Source organism: Pseudomonas sp. PDM15 (genome assembly GCF_014851565.1).
Classification (GTDB): Bacteria; Pseudomonadota; Gammaproteobacteria; order Pseudomonadales; family Pseudomonadaceae; genus Aquipseudomonas.
Genome location: NZ_JACVAA010000001.1, coordinates 626,657 through 642,061, shown reverse-complemented (window position 1 = coordinate 642,061; position 15,405 = coordinate 626,657). Strand labels below are relative to the sequence as shown.

Here is a 15,405-nt window from a genome sequence, read left to right as displayed (position 1 = left end):
CGCCTGAACCCAAAGCCCACTGCGCGAGCAGTGGGCTTTGTTTTATTGAGTTTTCCGGCCATCCGTCGCGTCACAAGCGCCGCTTCACGGACCGTGCCGAGGAGTTAGGTAATGCCTGAGCTCTACCATTATCTGCAACAGCTGGTTAACGGTCTGACCGTTGGCAGCACCTACGCCCTGATCGCCATCGGCTACACCATGGTCTACGGCATCATCGGCATGATCAACTTCGCCCACGGCGAGGTGTACATGATTGGCTCGTACGTAGCCTTCATCGTCATCGCCGGGCTGACCATGCTGGGTCTCGACAGTCTCCCCCTGCTGATCATCGGCGCCTTCGCCGCCAGCATCATCGTCGCCAGCGCCTACGGTTACAGCATCGAACGGGTCGCCTATCGACCGCTGCGTGGCAGCAACCGCCTGATCCCGCTGATCTCCGCCATCGGCATGTCGATCTTCCTGCAGAACGAAGTACTGCTCGCGCAGGATTCGAAAGACAAGGCCATCCCCAACCTGATCCCCGGCAACTTCGTGTTCGGCGAGAGCACCATGAACGGTGTGGTGATCTCCTACATGCAGGTGCTGATCTTCGTCGTCACCATCGCGGTGATGTACGGCCTCACCATGTTCATCTCCAAGTCCCGCCTGGGTCGCGCCTGCCGCGCCTGTGCCGAGGACATCAAGATGGCCAACCTGCTGGGCATCAACACCAACAACATCATCGCCCTGACCTTCGTCATCGGCGCCACCCTGGCCGCCGTGGCCGCGGTGCTGCTGGGCATGCAGTACGGGGTGATCAATCCGCATATCGGCTTCCTCGCCGGCATCAAGGCGTTCACCGCCGCGGTGCTCGGTGGTATCGGCAGCATCCCCGGCGCCATGCTCGGCGGTCTGGTGCTCGGTGTGGCCGAAGCCTTCGGCGCCGACATCTTCGGTGATCAGTACAAGGACGTGGTGGCCTTCAGCCTCCTGGTGCTGGTGCTGCTGTTCCGTCCGACCGGTATCCTCGGCCGCCCGGAGGTCGAGAAAGTATGATGACCAAGAACCTCAAAACCGCCTTCTTCAGCGCCCTGTTGGTGCTGGCAGTAGCCTACCCGGTACTCGGCCTGAAACTGACCACCGTCGGCATCAAGCTGGAAGTGCACGGCGCCAGCCCGGCCGTGCTGTGGACCATCGCCGCCGTGGCGGTGTTCATGTTCTTCTGGCAGCTGTTCCGTGACCGTCTCTCCGCCGCCTGGGCCAGCGCGCCCAGCGTGCCGAAGCTGCCGGCCGGGGCCAGCAACTTCCTCACCCTGCCCTCCACCCAGCGCTGGATCATCCTCGGCCTGGTCGTGGTCGCCCTGGCCTGGCCGTTCTTCGGCAGCCGCGGCGCCGTCGACATCGCCACCCTGATCCTGATCTACGTGATGCTCGGCCTCGGCCTGAACATCGTGGTCGGCCTGGCCGGCCTGCTGGACCTGGGTTACGTCGGCTTCTACGCCGTGGGCGCCTACAGCTACGCGCTGCTGTCGCACTACTATGGCCTGGGCTTCTGGATCTGCCTGCCGATCGCCGGCCTGATGGCGGCGTTCTTCGGCTTCATCCTCGGCTTCCCGGTGCTGCGCCTGCGCGGCGACTATCTGGCCATCGTCACCCTCGGTTTCGGCGAGATCATCCGCATCCTGCTGCGCAACATGACCGAAGTGACCGGCGGCCCCAACGGCATCAGCAACATCGACAAACCGACCCTGTTCGGCCTGTCGTTCGAGCGCCGCGCCGCCGAGGGCATGCAGACCTTCCACGAGTTCTTCGGCGTCGCCTACAACTCGATCAACAAGGTGATCTTCCTCTACCTGATCGCCCTGCTGCTGGTCCTGCTGACCCTGTTCGTGATCAACCGCCTGCTGCGCATGCCGATCGGCCGCGCCTGGGAAGCGCTGCGCGAGGACGAGATCGCCTGCCGCGCGCTGGGCATGAACCCGACCGTGATCAAGCTCTCCGCCTTCACCCTGGGCGCCTGCTTCGCCGGTTTCGCCGGCAGCTTCTTCGCCGCGCGCCAGGGTCTGGTGACTCCGGAGTCCTTCACCTTCATCGAGTCGGCGATCATCCTCGCCATCGTTGTGCTGGGTGGCATGGGCTCGCAGCTGGGCATCATCCTCGCTGCCGTGGTGATGATCCTCATGCCCGAGCTGATGCGTGAGTTCAGCGAGTACCGCATGTTGTTCTTCGGCGCCCTGATGGTGCTGATGATGATCTGGCGTCCGCAGGGCCTGCTGCCCATGCAACGCCCGCACCTGGAGTTGAAACCATGAGCCGCCCGATTCTTGAAGTCAGCGGGCTGACCATGCGCTTCGGCGGCCTGCTGGCCGTCAACAATGTCGCCCTGACCGTGCAACCCAAGCAGGTGGTCTCGATGATCGGCCCGAACGGCGCCGGCAAGACCACCGTGTTCAACTGCCTGACCGGCTTCTACCAGCCCACCGGTGGCGTGATCCTGCTCGACGACGAGCCGATCCAGCACCTGCCGGGCCACAAGATCGCCCACAAGGGCGTGGTGCGTACTTTCCAGAACGTTCGCTTGTTCAAGGAAATGACCGCGGTGGAGAACCTGCTGGTCGCCCAGCACCGCCACCTCAACACCAACTTCCTCGCCGGCCTGCTGAAGACCCCGAACTTCCGCCGCAGCGAGAAGGCGGCCATGGAGTATGCGGCGCACTGGCTGGAAGAAGTGAATCTCACCGACGTGGCCAACCGCCCGGCCGGCACCCTCGCCTACGGCCAGCAGCGCCGCCTGGAGATCGCCCGCTGCATGATGACGCGTCCGCGCATCCTCATGCTCGACGAGCCGGCCGCCGGCCTCAACCCCAAGGAAACTGAGGATCTCAAACAGCTGATCGGCATGCTGCGCAACGACCATGATGTGACCGTGCTGCTGATCGAGCACGACATGCACCTGGTCATGAGCATCTCAGACCACATATATGTGATCAACCAGGGCACTCCCCTGGCCGACGGCACACCGGAGCAGATCCGCAACAACCCGGACGTGATCAAAGCCTATCTGGGGGAGGCGTAAGCATGCTGAATTTCAACAACGTCTCCACCTTCTACGGCAAGATCCAAGCCCTGCACAACGTCAGCATCGATGTCGAGCAAGGCGAGATCGTCACCCTGATCGGCGCCAACGGTGCCGGCAAGTCGACCCTGCTGATGACCCTGTGCGGCTCGCCGCGCGCGGCCAGCGGCAGCATCCGCTACATGGGTGAGGAGCTGGTCGGTCAGGAATCCTGCGACATCATGCGCAAGAGCATTGCCGTCGTGCCGGAAGGCCGCCGTGTGTTCGCCCGCCTGACGGTCGAGGAGAACCTGGCCATGGGCGGATTCTTCGGCAGCAAGGGCGACAATCAGGAGCAGTTGGACAAGGTCCTGCAACTATTCCCGCGCCTCAAAGAGCGCTTCGCGCAACGCGCCGGCACCATGTCCGGCGGCGAACAGCAGATGCTCGCCATCGGCCGCGCGCTGATGAGCAAGCCCAAGCTGCTGCTGCTCGACGAGCCTTCCCTGGGCCTGGCGCCGATCATCATCCAGCAGATCTTCGACATCATCGAACAGCTGCGTAAGGATGGTGTGACCGTGTTCCTGGTCGAGCAGAACGCCAACCAGGCGCTCAAGTTGGCCGACCGCGCCTACGTGCTGGAAAACGGACGCATCGTCATGCAAGGCACCGGTGCCGACTTGCTGGTCGACCCGAAAGTGCGAGACGCCTACCTCGGCGGCTGATGTCGATGGCTCGAATGGAAACGGCCCCTCGTGGGCCGTTTTCATTTGTACCGACAGAAGGCCGCACAAGCGCTCGACGCCACTATAAAATCGCCCCCTTTTTTCTGCGCCCGACGCGACCCGGCGGGCCTCCGGACCACGGCCATGCGGCCGTACCGCAGCCACGCCCACCGGTGGAGCTGCCGAACCACAGGAACGTAACATGATCCATCGTCCCCTGCTGCAACTGATCACGCGCACCAGCCTGGTCCTGCAGATCGCCATCGGCCTGGCCGCCGGTATCGCCCTCGCCCTCCTCGCCCCTCAGACCACCGATGAGGTCGGCTTCCTCGGCAGCCTGTTCATCTCCGCGCTGAAGGCTGTGGCACCGATACTGGTGTTCATCCTGGTGGCTTCAGCAATCGCCAACCACAAGCCTGGCCAGCCGACGCACATTCGCCCGATCCTGGTCCTATACCTGGTCGGCACCCTGGCCGCCGCCATCGTCGCGGTGATCGCCAGCAGCCTGTGGCCCTCGACACTGGTGTTGCATGAAGCCGCCACCGGCACCACGCCGCCCGGCGGCATCGCCGAGGTACTCAAGAGCCTGGTGCTGAGCATGGTCGACAACCCGGTCAACGCCCTGCTCAAGGGCAACTTCATCGGCATCCTGGCCTGGGCCATCGGTATCGGCATCGCCATACGCCACGGCAGCGACACCACCCGTGCGGTGTTCGCCGACCTGGCCAACGGCGTGTCGCTGATCGTCAAGGTAGTAATCCGCTTCGCCCCGCTCGGCGTGTTCGGCCTGGTCGCCACCACCTTCGCCGATGCCGGCCTCAAGGCCCTGATCGGCTACGCCCAACTGCTCGCCGTACTGATCGGCTGCATGCTGTTCGTCGCCCTGGTGGTCAATCCGCTGATCGTGTTCAGCCAGATCCGCCGCAACCCCTATCCACTGGTATTCACCTGCCTGCGCGAAAGCGGCATCACCGCCTTCTTCACCCGCAGCTCGGCGGCCAACGTACCGGTCAACCTGCAGCTGGCCGAGCGCCTGGGCCTGCACGAAGACACCTACTCGGTATCGATCCCGCTGGGCGCCACCATCAACATGGCCGGCGCCGCCATCACCATCAGCGTACTGACCTTGGCCGCAGCGCACACTCTGGGCATCCAGGTCGACCTGCCCACCGCCATCCTGCTCTGCGTGGTCTCGGCCATCTGCGCCTGCGGCGCCTCGGGTGTGGCCGGCGGCTCGCTGCTGCTGATCCCGCTGGCCTGCAGCCTGTTCGGCATCCCCAACGAAGTCGCCATGCAGGTGGTGGCCATCGGCTTCATCATCGGCATCCTGCAGGACAGCGCCGAAACCGCGCTGAACTCCTCCACCGACGTGCTGTTCACCGGCGCCGCCTGCATGGCGCGGGACAAGGACTGAGCCACTCCGCTGCGCAGAAAAAGCCGCCCAAGAGGCGGTTTTTTCTTTGCTCGTGAACGGACCGCGTACGGAGACGCCCTCTCAAACATGACGGCGAGCAGCCCATGCAGTCCGTGGCTGTGCTCTACTCGCCCCGGCCAACACTGCAACAACACAAGGAAGACGATCATGGCGGGATTGAAACGCACACTGGTGCTCGCCACCCTGATGCTGAGCGGCGCAGCCCACGCCGGCTGCGGCGAGGGTCGTGGCACCTGTTATTACTACAAGCAGGGCGAGCTGAAGGGCCAGGGCGAATGCGCCGTGACCACGTGCGCGGCCACCGACCAGTACTTCCACAGCGAGTGGGTGTGGGATAACGGCAACAGGGTGAACATCACCCCGAGCGAAGACAAGCTGGGCACGCTGGTCAACGGCAAGCCGGGCTATGCGCTGCGGTTGCCGTTCAAGGACGAGGAAATGATCTGCTACGCGATCTCCGAGAACGACGAACTGGTGTGCAACGACTCCGGCGTCTTCTAGTCGGCGTAGCACACCGGCGAGCTGGACGGCCCGCGCCGTTCCAACTCTTCTTCGAGGAACTCGGCCAGCACACGGGCGTTGTTGAAGCGTTCTTCGCGCGTGGCAAACAGCAGGGTCAGGGTGCCGCGCTCCGCCATCGCCAGCAGGCCCTGCCAGTGCTCGGGATGGGCCGCCAGCTCGCCGCGATAGAGCAGGCGAAATTCGTCGAACAGCGCGGGATCGTGGCAGAAGCTCTTGCGCAGACTGTCCGACGGGGCCACATCCTTGAGCCAGGCGCTCAGGCCCAGGCTCTCCTTCTTGCAGCCACGCGGCCACAGGCGGTCGACCAGCACTCGCTCGCCATCGGCGGCGTCGATTGCTTCGTAAACGCGCTTGCAGCGAATCATCGCTTAGTCCACCTGGTCCGGGTCATCGTCCTGATCATCATTGTCGGCGCTGATGGCGCCCAGGCAGACCAGCTCGTGCGCGCCCTCGGCATCCTCGATATGCCAGGCATCCGGGGCGGCACCAGGGCGGGCGGCGGTCACGGCGGCGGCGCTAAAGCGCCAGAGGCGACGGGTGCGGCCGTCCATGCACTCGACGCTCAGCTGGCCCTGCTCGTCCAGCTCGAACTGCCAGGCGTGCAGGCCATCGATTAGCAGCATGTCGGCCTGTTCCAGTTCGTGCAGCAGGCTGGTGGTCTCACTCATCTCGCTTATCTCGCTTTCCCGGTCGACAAAGCGCACATGATACTTCAGGCGCTGCGTGGCAGTTCCAGGCTGGCCTGCAGGCCACCGCTGTCGAGGTTGCGCAGGCGGATCTGGCCGGCATGCCGGCGGGCGATGCTCTGCACGATCGCTAGCCCCAGCCCGGCGCCCTGAACCGTGCCGCGGCTGTAGAAACGCTCGAAGACCCGCTCGAGATCCTCGGCGGGGATGCCGGGCCCCTGGTCCTCAACCTGCAGCAGCAGGCGCTGCGCATCGGCGGTCAGGCGCACATGCAGCCTGCCGCCGGCCGGCGAATGATTGACCGCGTTGGTCACCAGGTTCTGCAGGGCGATGCCCAGGCTGCCGGGGTCGGCATTCAGGTGGTAGTCGTCCTCCCCGGCCTCCAGGTCCAGCTCCAGGCCCTGCTTGAGCACCCAGGGGGTCAGCTCGGCCAGGGTCTCGCGCACCAGCGCCAGCACATCGACCTGGGCCATCTCGCCGCGCTCGATCAGCGGCTCCATGCGTGCCAGGGTGAGCAGCTGGTTGACCACCCGGGTGGCGCGGTCGATGCCGCCGAGCAGGTAGCCCAGCGATTGCTGGCGCTCCGCCTCGTCGCGCGCCTGGGTGGCGTTCTGCACGTGCACGCGCAGCACCGCCAGCGGCGTGCGCAGCTCGTGGGCGGCATCGGCGATGAAGCGGCGCTCGCGCCCCAGCAGCTCCTCGATCTGCCCTAACAACCGGTTTAGCGCCGCCTGCATGGGCGCCAGCTCGCTGGGCAGCGGTTCGAGCTGCAGCGGCTGCAGCGAGTCGGCATTCCGGGCACGAATCACCTCAGCCATGTTGCGCAGCGGCGCCAGCCCCCAGCCGATCGCCCACCACAGCAGCGCGGCGAGCAGCAGGCTGCCGAGCAGCGTGGGATAGAGGGTATGGCGCACGATGCTGGTCACCAGCTCGCGGAGCACGTCGTCACGCTCGCCGGTCCAGATCAGCAGCCCGTGGGCAGTGTCGCGCAGCAGGAAACCACGCCATTTGTGCGTGCCCAGGTCGAGGGTGGCAAAGCCCTCGGCCGTGGGCGGCTGGAGTTGCGGCGCGCCAGCACTGCGCACCAGCAGCTGACCGGCGCCATTCCACACCTGGAAGGCCAGCTTGCTCTCGTAGGGATGACCGGGCTTGCTGCGCTGCCCGGCCTGCGCCAGCGCCTCGTTGAAAGCCCGGTACAGGCCGGCGCGCTCTTCCTCACGCACCGGCGTGCGCATCAGCCCCTGCAGCAGGCGCGCACTGTGCGCCAGCTGGGCATCGTAGATTTCCTCGATCTCGTGGGCGCTGTCGAAGTAGTTGAACAGGGTCATCGCCAGCGTGCCCAGCAGCATCAAACCCAGCACCAGGGCCAGGGTGCGGCGGCGCATCGAGCTCATGACTGCTCCTCGACCAGGTAGCCGACGCCGCGTACGGTGCGGATCAGGCCGCTGAACAGCTTTTTGCGCAGGTGGTGAATGTGCACTTCCAGGGTGTTGCTCTCGGCCTCCTCGTCCCAGCCGTAAAGCAGCTGGGCAAGGCGCTCACGGGTCAGTACCTTGCCCGGCTGCGACAGCAGCTCGTGCAGCAGCAGGTACTCCTTGGGCGTCATCGGCACCGGCTTACCCTGATAGCTGACCTGCTGACTGGACGGGTCGAGGCTGACCCCGGCGTGTTCGATGCGCAGCTCGGCGCGCCCGGAGCTGCGGCGCAGCAGCGCACGCAGGCGGGCCTTGAGCTCATCGAGATCGAAGGGTTTGACCAGGTAATCGTCGGCGCCGGCATCCAGCCCGGCGATGCGGTCCTCGGTGGCATCGCGTGCCGTGAGGATCAGCACCGGCAGCGCCGAACCGCTTCGGCGCAGCTCGCGTAGCACCTGCAGGCCGCTCATGCGCGGCAGGCCGAGGTCCAGCACCAGCAGGTCGAAGTCCTCGCTGAGCAGGGCGTGCAGTGCACTGGCGCCGTCCTGCAGCCAGTCCACCGTGTAGCCTTCCTGGCGCAGCCCCAGGCGCAATCCTTCGCCCAGCGCGTTGTCGTCCTCGACCAGCAGCAAGCGCATCCCGCCTCCTCAATTGAGCTTCTTGTTCACTTCCAGCAGCAACTGGTCGATCTCGCCCTTCCGGCCGCTGTCGGCCAACTCGCGTCCCGGCCGCGGCGCGGCCTGCCTGGCTTTCTCCAGTGCCGCCTTGGCCTCGGCATAATGCCCCTGGCGCAGCAGATGGTCACCCCAGAAGTAAAGACTGTCGATGCCCTCGGGATTGACCTTGAGGGCCTGGCGCAGCAGCTCGTCGGCCTTGTCCTCGTCGCCGAAGCCGATGGGCCAGCCCGGCACGCGGTCATACAGCGTGCCCAGGCTGGTGTAGGCCGAACCCTGCAGCGCGCCCGGGTCGAGGACGATGGCCTTCTCCAGATAGGCCTTGGCATCCTTGGCCTTGCCCAGCGCGCCGAGCCCGCCCTGGGCGCCGGCCCAGCTGCTGGTAACGATGCCGTGCCAGATCCAGGCCTCGGCCGCCTGCGGCTGTTCGCGGGTGAAGGCGGCGCTGTCGGCCGCGAGTTTCTCCAGAGCGGCCTCGCGCTGGGCCTCGGGCAACTGGTACTGGATCTCGGTCCAGCGTGTCTGCACCGTGCGCAGGCGCGCCTGCCCCGCTTCGTCGAGGGCCCAGACGGGCAAGCTCAGCGCGGCTGCGAGCATCAGGGTCAGCAGGCGTTTCATAGACGCATTTCCTTGTGAGTGAATTGACGAATCAGCGGCAGCTGCTTGCGCAGCGCCTTGTCCACCAGGCCTGGCAGCAGGCCGTTGAGGCGCACGAAGAATTTTTCCGGCCAGCCCAGGTAGAGCTCGCTGTGGTCCAGTTCGATGGCGCGCAGTACCGCGTCGGCGACACTCTCCGGCGGGTCCATGGCCACCTTCAGAGCGCTGTTCAGGGCCACCGCCTGCGCACTGTTCATCGAGGTGCGGGTGGCGCGCGGCGCCACGTAGAGCACACCGATGCCGGTGTCGGCCATCTCCCGGCGCAACGCCTCGGAGAAACCGCGCAGGGCGAACTTGCTGGCGCAGTAGGTGGCATAGCCGGGGTAGCCGATGGAGCCATAGATGGAGCCAACGTTGACCAGCAGCGCCTGGCGCTGCTGACGCAGCAGCGGCAGCATGGCGCGGGTCAGCTGGATGGTGGCGACCAGGTTGATGCCCAGCAGCTCGGCCACGGCCTGGTCATCCAGTTGCTCCAGCAGGGCGAAACGGTTGACCCCGGCCGCGTTGATCAGCAGGTTGACGCCGCCGAGCGCGCGCGCGGCATCCACCACCGCCTGGCGGCCGCTGGCACTGCCGAGATCGGCCGCCACCACCAGCACCTGCTTCGGATAACGCTGGCGCAGCTCGCTCAGCGCCCCGTCCTGGCGGGTCACCGCGATCAGCTGCGCGCCGCCGGCGCAGAGCCGCTCAGCCAGGGCCAGGCCGATACCGCCGCTGGCCCCGGTGAGCACCGCGCGGCACTCAGGCAAGCGCATGCTGCACCTCGTTCTGCACCGTGCGCGGCAGGCCACGGAACATATCGGCGTACAGGCGATAGACCACCTTGCTGACGTGGATGACCGTCGCCTTGTCCTCGTCGCGCTCCAGGCGGTTCATCAGCTCGCGGTAATGCTGCATGTGGCCGATGTCCAGGGCGCCATGCGAGGTCAGGTAGCTGAAGGCCTGCGGCGGCAGCGCCAGGCGTTGCTGGATGGTGCCGGCGGCCTGGGTGGCCAGGGCGATGCTGGTGCCCTCGAGCACGTTGACCATGCCGAACAAGCCGACCGGGTTGCCACGGGCGATGGTGTCGTACAGATAGCTGACCATCAGCTCGATGGCCTGGCTCGGCTGGCCCAGGCGCACGGCCTCGGCGTCGCCACCGCAGGCGGCGACGTCGTTGAGGATCCACTGCTCGTGGCCGTACTCCTCGTCGATGTATTCGCACACCGCCTTGCGCAGCCATTCCAACGAGGACGGCAGGCGTGCACCGCAGGCCATCATCAGCGGCACGGTGTGGCGCACGTGGTAGTAGGCCTGGGTCAGGAAGGCGACATAGCCTTCCAGGCCGACCTGGCCCGCCAGCGCCTCACGGATCACCGGCACGGCGTAAAGCGCTTCGCGTTCCTCGCGGGTGGTTTCCTGCAGTTGATCGAAGAAATTCATGGGGATACCTCAGGCATTGACGGGTTCGGAAAAGTGTTCGCGGTAGCGCGCCAGGATCGCGTCGCGTTTAGGTCGGCCATTGGCCGTGAGCAAACCGTTGGCGGGGCTGAACGGTGTATCCAGGCGCACCCAGTGCCCGACTCGGGCGTAATCCGGCAGGCCGGCGTTGGCCTTCTGTACGGCGGCCTCGATGGCCGCATCGGCGCAGTGCGGGTCCAGCGGCCAGAGCAGCGCGACGTTGCTCGGCAGGCTTTCGCCATAGACGAAGGCCTGCGTCAGCACGCCGCCCTGGGTCAGCTCGGCCTCGACCCACTCGGGGTTGACGTTGCGGCCGAAGCTGGTGACGAACTGGTGCTTCTTGCGGCCGCGCAGGCTCAGGTAGCCGTCGGCATCGAACTCGCCGATATCGCCGGTGGGACACCACTGCCCAGCAAAGGGCTCGTCACCGAGATAGCCGAGCAGGGTCGAACCGGCGACCAGCACTTCGCCATCCTCGGCCAGGCGCACCTGCACATGCGGCAGCGGCCGCCCGACCGTGCCGGGGCGCTGGGCGCCGGGACGGTTGAGGCAGACCACGCTGGCGCATTCCGATAGGCCGTAGCCCTCGAACACCGGCAGGCCGGCGCGTTGCGCCCGCTCCAGCAGCTCCGGCGAAACCCGTGCGCCACCGACGGCGATAAAGCGGAAGCCGGCTGCCGGGACGAAGCCGCGCTCCACTGCCACCACCAGACCGAACAGCAGCTGCGGCACCAGGATCAGGCTCTGGCAGCCGCGCCGGACCATCTGCCCGAACAGCTTCGGCCACTCGACGGAGCCGGCGACGCTCATGCCCAGCTCCTGCTGGGTGGGCAGATGCAGGGTGGCGCCGGCAATCAGCGCGGCATACAGACCGAGGTTTTCCAGCAGCACGGCCAGCGGCAGTACCGCCATGTAGCGCTGCGGCGCGCACTCGCGGCTGACCAGCTCCAGTTCGGCAGCGACCCGCAGCATGGCCTCGGCACTCAGGCACACGCCCTTGGGCGCGCCGGTGGTGCCGGAGGTGTAGGTGATCTTCGCCGTGCCGGCGGGCAGCGGCAGGCCGGCCGGCGCGCTGTCACGGCGCCAGAACTCGTCGGCGGCGCCAAAGCCCAGATGTGCCAGTTCCTCGGCGAACGGCCCTTCGGCCAGTGCCAGGGTGGCGCCGCTCTGCTCCAGGCAGTGGGCGCGCTGCGACGGGCTGAAGAACGGCGGCAGGATCAGGCAGGCCACGCCGGCGCGCAGCGCCGCCAGGTCCCAGATCAGCGCATCGCAGCCGTTGTTCAGGGCCAGGACCAGCAGCGGCACCTGCAGGGCGCGCAACTGCGCCGCGCGGGCTTCCACCGCCAGCCACAGCTGGGCGTAATCGACCTGACGTTGGCTGTCGCTCAGCGCCAGGGCGGTTGGGCATTGCGCGGCGTGGTGCTGCAGCGCAGCGAACAGGGGATCAGGCTGCATGGGGCGCCTCCGCACAGGCCGAGTGCAGCCCCAGGCGCTGCGGAATGCCGCGCTCGCAGAGCTGGCGATAGCCCAGCTGGATGCTGCCGGCGAACACCTGCGGGCGCTGCTCGAAGTAATGGCCCCAGTCATAGCGCTGCTCGCCCAGCACGGCCGGATCGGCCGAGCACAGACGCAGCGGCTCCAGCCCAAGGCGATGGAAACTGTTGATCAGCGACGCGGCACCGGTGAACACCACCCACTGCAGGCCGCGCCGGGCCAGCAGGCAGGTCATGATGACGATGATCATGCGCGCGCTGCCGGCGCTGACCGACGCCAGGTTGCCGACTTCGACTATCTCGTCGCGCACCACCTGGCGCTCCGCCAGCCGGGCGACGGTCTGCTCGACCGGCGCGGCCAGGTACTGCTCGAGGAACAGCGGCTGCTCGACGGCCAGGCGCGCGCCGCACACGGCGCTCAGTCGTTGCTCGGCATCGTGCAGGCCGAACAGATCGGGCATGAAGCTGCTGATCCGCGCGCCGTGCGTCTCATCGAAGCGCTGGCGGATGAACTGTTCGAAAGCCTGCCGCTGTGTGCTCTCGGCCCGCGCCAGCCACAGGCTGGCGCTACGCTCGGACTCGCTGCCGAGCGGCAGCGGAAAACTGGTGTTCCAATCGGAATGACCCATGGCACTCCCCCTCTGGTTTGCCTTGAGGGGGAGTATCGGCAGCGAGTCTTAATGAATCCTGAAGCTCGCGAGCGCCGGGAAGATCAAGACTCCAGGCGCGCCAGGCGCTCCTCCAGGGCCGCCACGCGGGCCTCCAGTTCGGCGATGCGCGTGTCGTCTGCCGCGCCGCGCACCGGAGCATCGGCCTGCCGCGCGGCCAGCAGGGCCTCCAGATCGGCAGGCTCGCCCAGCAGGTGCATGTAGCGATCCTCGCGCTGGCCGCTCTGGCGCGGCAGCAGGCAGGCCAGCTCGCGGCCGATCAGGCGCTCCAGCTGATGCTGCACTTCGGCGCCATCCTCGAACTGGTACAGACGGTTGCTGCGGGTGAGCAGCTCGTTGATGGTCTGCGGCCCGCGCAGGAACAGCAGGCCGAGCAGTGCCTGCTGCGGTTTGACCAGTTCCAGCCCCTTGTCCACCCGATGCTCCCAGCGGTCGGCGCGGCCGCCCATCACCAGGCGGGTCAGGCCACGCCCTTCGAGAGCACGCAGGGCCTGGCCGACCTGGCCGTCGGTGAGGTTCATCAGCGGCTCGCGACTGGTCTTCTGGTTGCACGCCAGGACCAGGGAGTTGAGGGTCAGCGGGTAGGTTTCCGGCGTGGTGGCCTGCTTCTCGATCAGGCAGCCGAGGATGCGGACCTCGGTGGCGTTGAGCGGCTCGAAGCCTTCGGTGGCGCTGGACATGGGGCGATTCCGTGCGAGGTAGAAAAGGCCACTAGCCTGCCACGACCGGCGCGCGCTGGGAACTCAGGCGCCTGGGTAGGCCTGCTGTTCTTCGTCGGTGGCGACCAGGGTTTCGCTGGCAGTCACCACCAGATCGCGACCACGACTCTTGGCCTGATAGAGGGCCTGGTCGGCGGCGCTGAGCCACTGGGTGGCATCCAGTTGGAACGGGCTGTAGCCGGCCAGGCCGATACTGAGGGTGATGCGCAGCTCGGGCGCCAGCGGGCTGCGGATCTCGGCCAGCTCCTGGCGCAGGCGCTCCATCACTTCGCCAGCCAGCACCGGCGGCGTGTTGGGCAGGATCACGCAGAACTCGTCGCCACCGTAGCGCCCGGCCATGTCCTCCTGACGCAGGCTCAGCACCAGCTTCTCGCTGAGCAGGCGCAGCACGCTGTCGCCGACCAGGTGGCCGTGCTGGTCGTTGATCTGCTTGAAGTGGTCCACATCGATCAGGGCCACCGTGGCGCGCTGCTGGCCGCCGCGGCACTTGATGAACTCGCTCTGCAGCAGGTCCTGCCAGTAACCGTGGTTGAACAGGCGGGTCAGGCTGTCGGTGCGGCTGGCCGCGCGCAGAGCCTGCTTGTGCTCCGCCAGCTTGATGCTCAGGCGATAGCTGACCCAGCCCAGCGCCAGCGGATAGAGGATCAACATCGGCAGGCAGGCATACAGTTGCGGCATGCTGGTATCGGGATTGAACGCCGGGCCGAACAGCGACATGGCCAGGCCGATGCCGGCGAACATGGCCAGGCTGCCCTTGACGAAGAAGCGCGCACCGCCGGCGGCGATGTTGTTCATCGCCATCATCGCCAGGATGGTCACGGCCGGCAGCACGTTGAACTGCATGGTCGCCGCCCAGAAGCCGCCGAACACCGAGTCGCTCAGCAGGTTGCGCCGTTCGGTCTTGTACGGCGAGGCGGATAGGCGTGCCAGCTGGTAGGCCAGGTGCGGCCAGAGGAAGCCGTTGAACACCAGCAGCGCCCACAGCCAGGGCGCCGGGCGCAGCGGCCAGAGCGCGAATGCCACGCAGAAGAAACCGATGCCCAGGCCGATGCCACGGGGCAGGTAGATGCGCTTGGCGAATGACAGGCCAGAGCCCGTGCTTCTATCCATGGTCACACTCGGGACGGTCTCGACTCTGAGGATGGCTCCATGGGCCCGACTATACAAGCTGCAGCATGTTTCCGAACTTGAGCTGGCGGGCTGGGCTGGGTAAGTTTGCCGCACTCGCAAGGAGAGCCATCGATGACCCACGCCCGTTCGCTGCTGTTCGCCGCCCTGCTGCCGCTGTTTGCCGGCTGCCAGATGTTCGAAGTGTACGACGCCACGCCCCCTACCCCGGTCCAGCGCCTGCAGGGCCAATTGGTCCTGGAACAGGGCCAGCTGATCCTCCAGCCCTGCGGCGAGCAGCGCCGCATTGCCCTGACCAACGACGGCAGCAGCGACATCATGCGTGACGCCGGCGAGCTGCTGGCCGGCGGCAACGACAGCCTGTTCGTCGACCTGCGCGGCTGGCCGGTGGCGACCAAGCAGGCGGGCCTGGACGGCGAGCTGCGCCTGGACCAGGTCTACCGTCTGCAGGGCGAAGGCCCGGCCTGCAACGAGCCGGGCTTCGATCGCCTGCTGCTGCGCGCCAGTGGCCATGAGCCGGACTGGACCCTGGGTGTCGGCGAACAGGGCCTGGTGCTGCTGCGCCCGAGCCAGGAGCCGCTGGCCGTGCCCTACCTGGAAGAGCAGTTGCCCAACGGCAGCTTCAGCCTCAGCAGCGAGGCCAACGGCCAGCGCCTGGAACTGTGGCTGGCGCCGCAACGCTGCGTCGACAGCATGAGCGGCGCAGTGCAGCACCTCAGCGCCGAGCTGCGCCTGAACGGCGAAGTGCAGCGCGGCTGCGCGTCCCTGGGTGGCGCGCGCAACCGCTGAGCCGACCCCGCCTCGCTTTC

18 protein-coding genes are annotated in these 15,405 nt (G+C 66.8%); 7 read left to right on the top strand and 11 right to left on the bottom strand.

The features are described 5' to 3' along the window. The first annotated feature begins 111 nt into the window (after window positions 1–111). The 6 genes from livH to IB232_RS03135 all read left to right on the top strand — a co-directional run bounded on the left by livH (window position 112) and on the right by IB232_RS03135 (window position 5,695). On the top strand, window positions 112–1,035 hold the full coding sequence (gene livH / locus IB232_RS03160) for a high-affinity branched-chain amino acid ABC transporter permease LivH (protein WP_137972506.1): 924 nt from the start codon (window positions 112–114) through the stop codon (window positions 1,033–1,035). Further along, a complete protein-coding gene (locus tag IB232_RS03155) occupies window positions 1,035–2,291 on the top strand; it encodes a high-affinity branched-chain amino acid ABC transporter permease LivM (RefSeq protein WP_192397266.1) in 1,257 nt (418 codons plus the stop codon). Before livH ends, IB232_RS03155 begins: the two co-directional genes overlap by 1 nt. Next, on the top strand, window positions 2,288–3,055 hold the full coding sequence (gene livG / locus IB232_RS03150) for a high-affinity branched-chain amino acid ABC transporter ATP-binding protein LivG (RefSeq protein WP_137972504.1): 768 nt from the start codon (window positions 2,288–2,290) through the stop codon (window positions 3,053–3,055). The genes IB232_RS03155 and livG overlap by 4 nt, the downstream gene beginning before the upstream one ends. Before the next feature lie 2 nt (window positions 3,056–3,057). Next, complete coding sequence (locus IB232_RS03145) at window positions 3,058–3,759, top strand: ABC transporter ATP-binding protein (RefSeq protein ID WP_137972503.1); 702 nt, start codon at window positions 3,058–3,060, stop codon at window positions 3,757–3,759. A 202-nt stretch (window positions 3,760–3,961) separates the two neighbouring features. Next, window positions 3,962–5,173, top strand: a complete 1,212-nt coding sequence (gene sstT / locus IB232_RS03140) for a serine/threonine transporter SstT (protein ID WP_192397104.1) — start codon at window positions 3,962–3,964, stop codon at window positions 5,171–5,173. A 168-nt stretch (window positions 5,174–5,341) separates the two neighbouring features. Continuing rightward, on the top strand, window positions 5,342–5,695 hold the full coding sequence (locus tag IB232_RS03135; RefSeq protein ID WP_192397103.1) for a hypothetical protein: 354 nt from the start codon (window positions 5,342–5,344) through the stop codon (window positions 5,693–5,695). Here the strand turns inward: IB232_RS03135 and IB232_RS03130 are convergent. The 11 genes from IB232_RS03130 to IB232_RS03080 form a co-directional block, all read right to left on the bottom strand. After that, on the bottom strand, window positions 5,692–6,081 hold the full coding sequence (locus tag IB232_RS03130; protein ID WP_192397102.1) for a DUF488 domain-containing protein: 390 nt from the start codon (window positions 6,079–6,081) through the stop codon (window positions 5,692–5,694). The genes IB232_RS03135 and IB232_RS03130 overlap by 4 nt on opposite strands. A gap of 3 nt (window positions 6,082–6,084) precedes the next feature. Then, window positions 6,085–6,384: a DUF5629 family protein gene (locus tag IB232_RS03125; RefSeq protein ID WP_192397101.1), complete on the bottom strand. Its 300-nt coding sequence runs from the start codon at window positions 6,382–6,384 to the stop codon at window positions 6,085–6,087. A 44-nt stretch (window positions 6,385–6,428) separates the two neighbouring features. Next, window positions 6,429–7,796: an ATP-binding protein gene (locus tag IB232_RS03120; RefSeq protein ID WP_192397100.1), complete on the bottom strand. Its 1,368-nt coding sequence runs from the start codon at window positions 7,794–7,796 to the stop codon at window positions 6,429–6,431. Then, window positions 7,793–8,455: a response regulator gene (locus IB232_RS03115; protein ID WP_192397099.1), complete on the bottom strand. Its 663-nt coding sequence runs from the start codon at window positions 8,453–8,455 to the stop codon at window positions 7,793–7,795. Before IB232_RS03115 ends, IB232_RS03120 begins: the two co-directional genes overlap by 4 nt. A gap of 9 nt (window positions 8,456–8,464) precedes the next feature. Further along, window positions 8,465–9,109, bottom strand: a complete 645-nt coding sequence (locus tag IB232_RS03110; protein WP_192397098.1) for a tetratricopeptide repeat protein — start codon at window positions 9,107–9,109, stop codon at window positions 8,465–8,467. Further along, window positions 9,106–9,903, bottom strand: a complete 798-nt coding sequence (locus IB232_RS03105; RefSeq protein ID WP_192397097.1) for an SDR family oxidoreductase — start codon at window positions 9,901–9,903, stop codon at window positions 9,106–9,108. Before IB232_RS03105 ends, IB232_RS03110 begins: the two co-directional genes overlap by 4 nt. Continuing rightward, entirely contained in the window at window positions 9,890–10,570 is a 681-nt protein-coding gene (locus IB232_RS03100; RefSeq protein WP_192397096.1) for a TenA family transcriptional regulator, read from the bottom strand. Before IB232_RS03100 ends, IB232_RS03105 begins: the two co-directional genes overlap by 14 nt. A gap of 9 nt (window positions 10,571–10,579) precedes the next feature. Further along, entirely contained in the window at window positions 10,580–12,043 is a 1,464-nt protein-coding gene (locus IB232_RS03095) for an AMP-binding protein (RefSeq protein ID WP_192397095.1), read from the bottom strand. Beyond that, window positions 12,033–12,710 carry a thermostable hemolysin gene (locus IB232_RS03090; RefSeq protein ID WP_192397094.1) on the bottom strand — a complete coding sequence of 226 codons (678 nt, stop codon included), beginning with the start codon at window positions 12,708–12,710 and terminating at the stop codon, window positions 12,033–12,035. Before IB232_RS03090 ends, IB232_RS03095 begins: the two co-directional genes overlap by 11 nt. Before the next feature lie 83 nt (window positions 12,711–12,793). Continuing rightward, on the bottom strand, window positions 12,794–13,429 hold the full coding sequence (locus IB232_RS03085) for a YceH family protein (protein WP_192397093.1): 636 nt from the start codon (window positions 13,427–13,429) through the stop codon (window positions 12,794–12,796). Window positions 13,430–13,492: 63 nt separating this feature from the next. After that, entirely contained in the window at window positions 13,493–14,578 is a 1,086-nt protein-coding gene (locus tag IB232_RS03080; RefSeq protein ID WP_192397092.1) for a diguanylate cyclase, read from the bottom strand. Window positions 14,579–14,710: 132 nt separating this feature from the next. Between IB232_RS03080 and IB232_RS03075 the strand changes: the two genes are divergently transcribed. Further along, entirely contained in the window at window positions 14,711–15,385 is a 675-nt protein-coding gene (locus IB232_RS03075) for a COG3650 family protein (protein ID WP_192397091.1), read from the top strand. Window positions 15,386–15,405 lie beyond the last annotated feature (20 nt).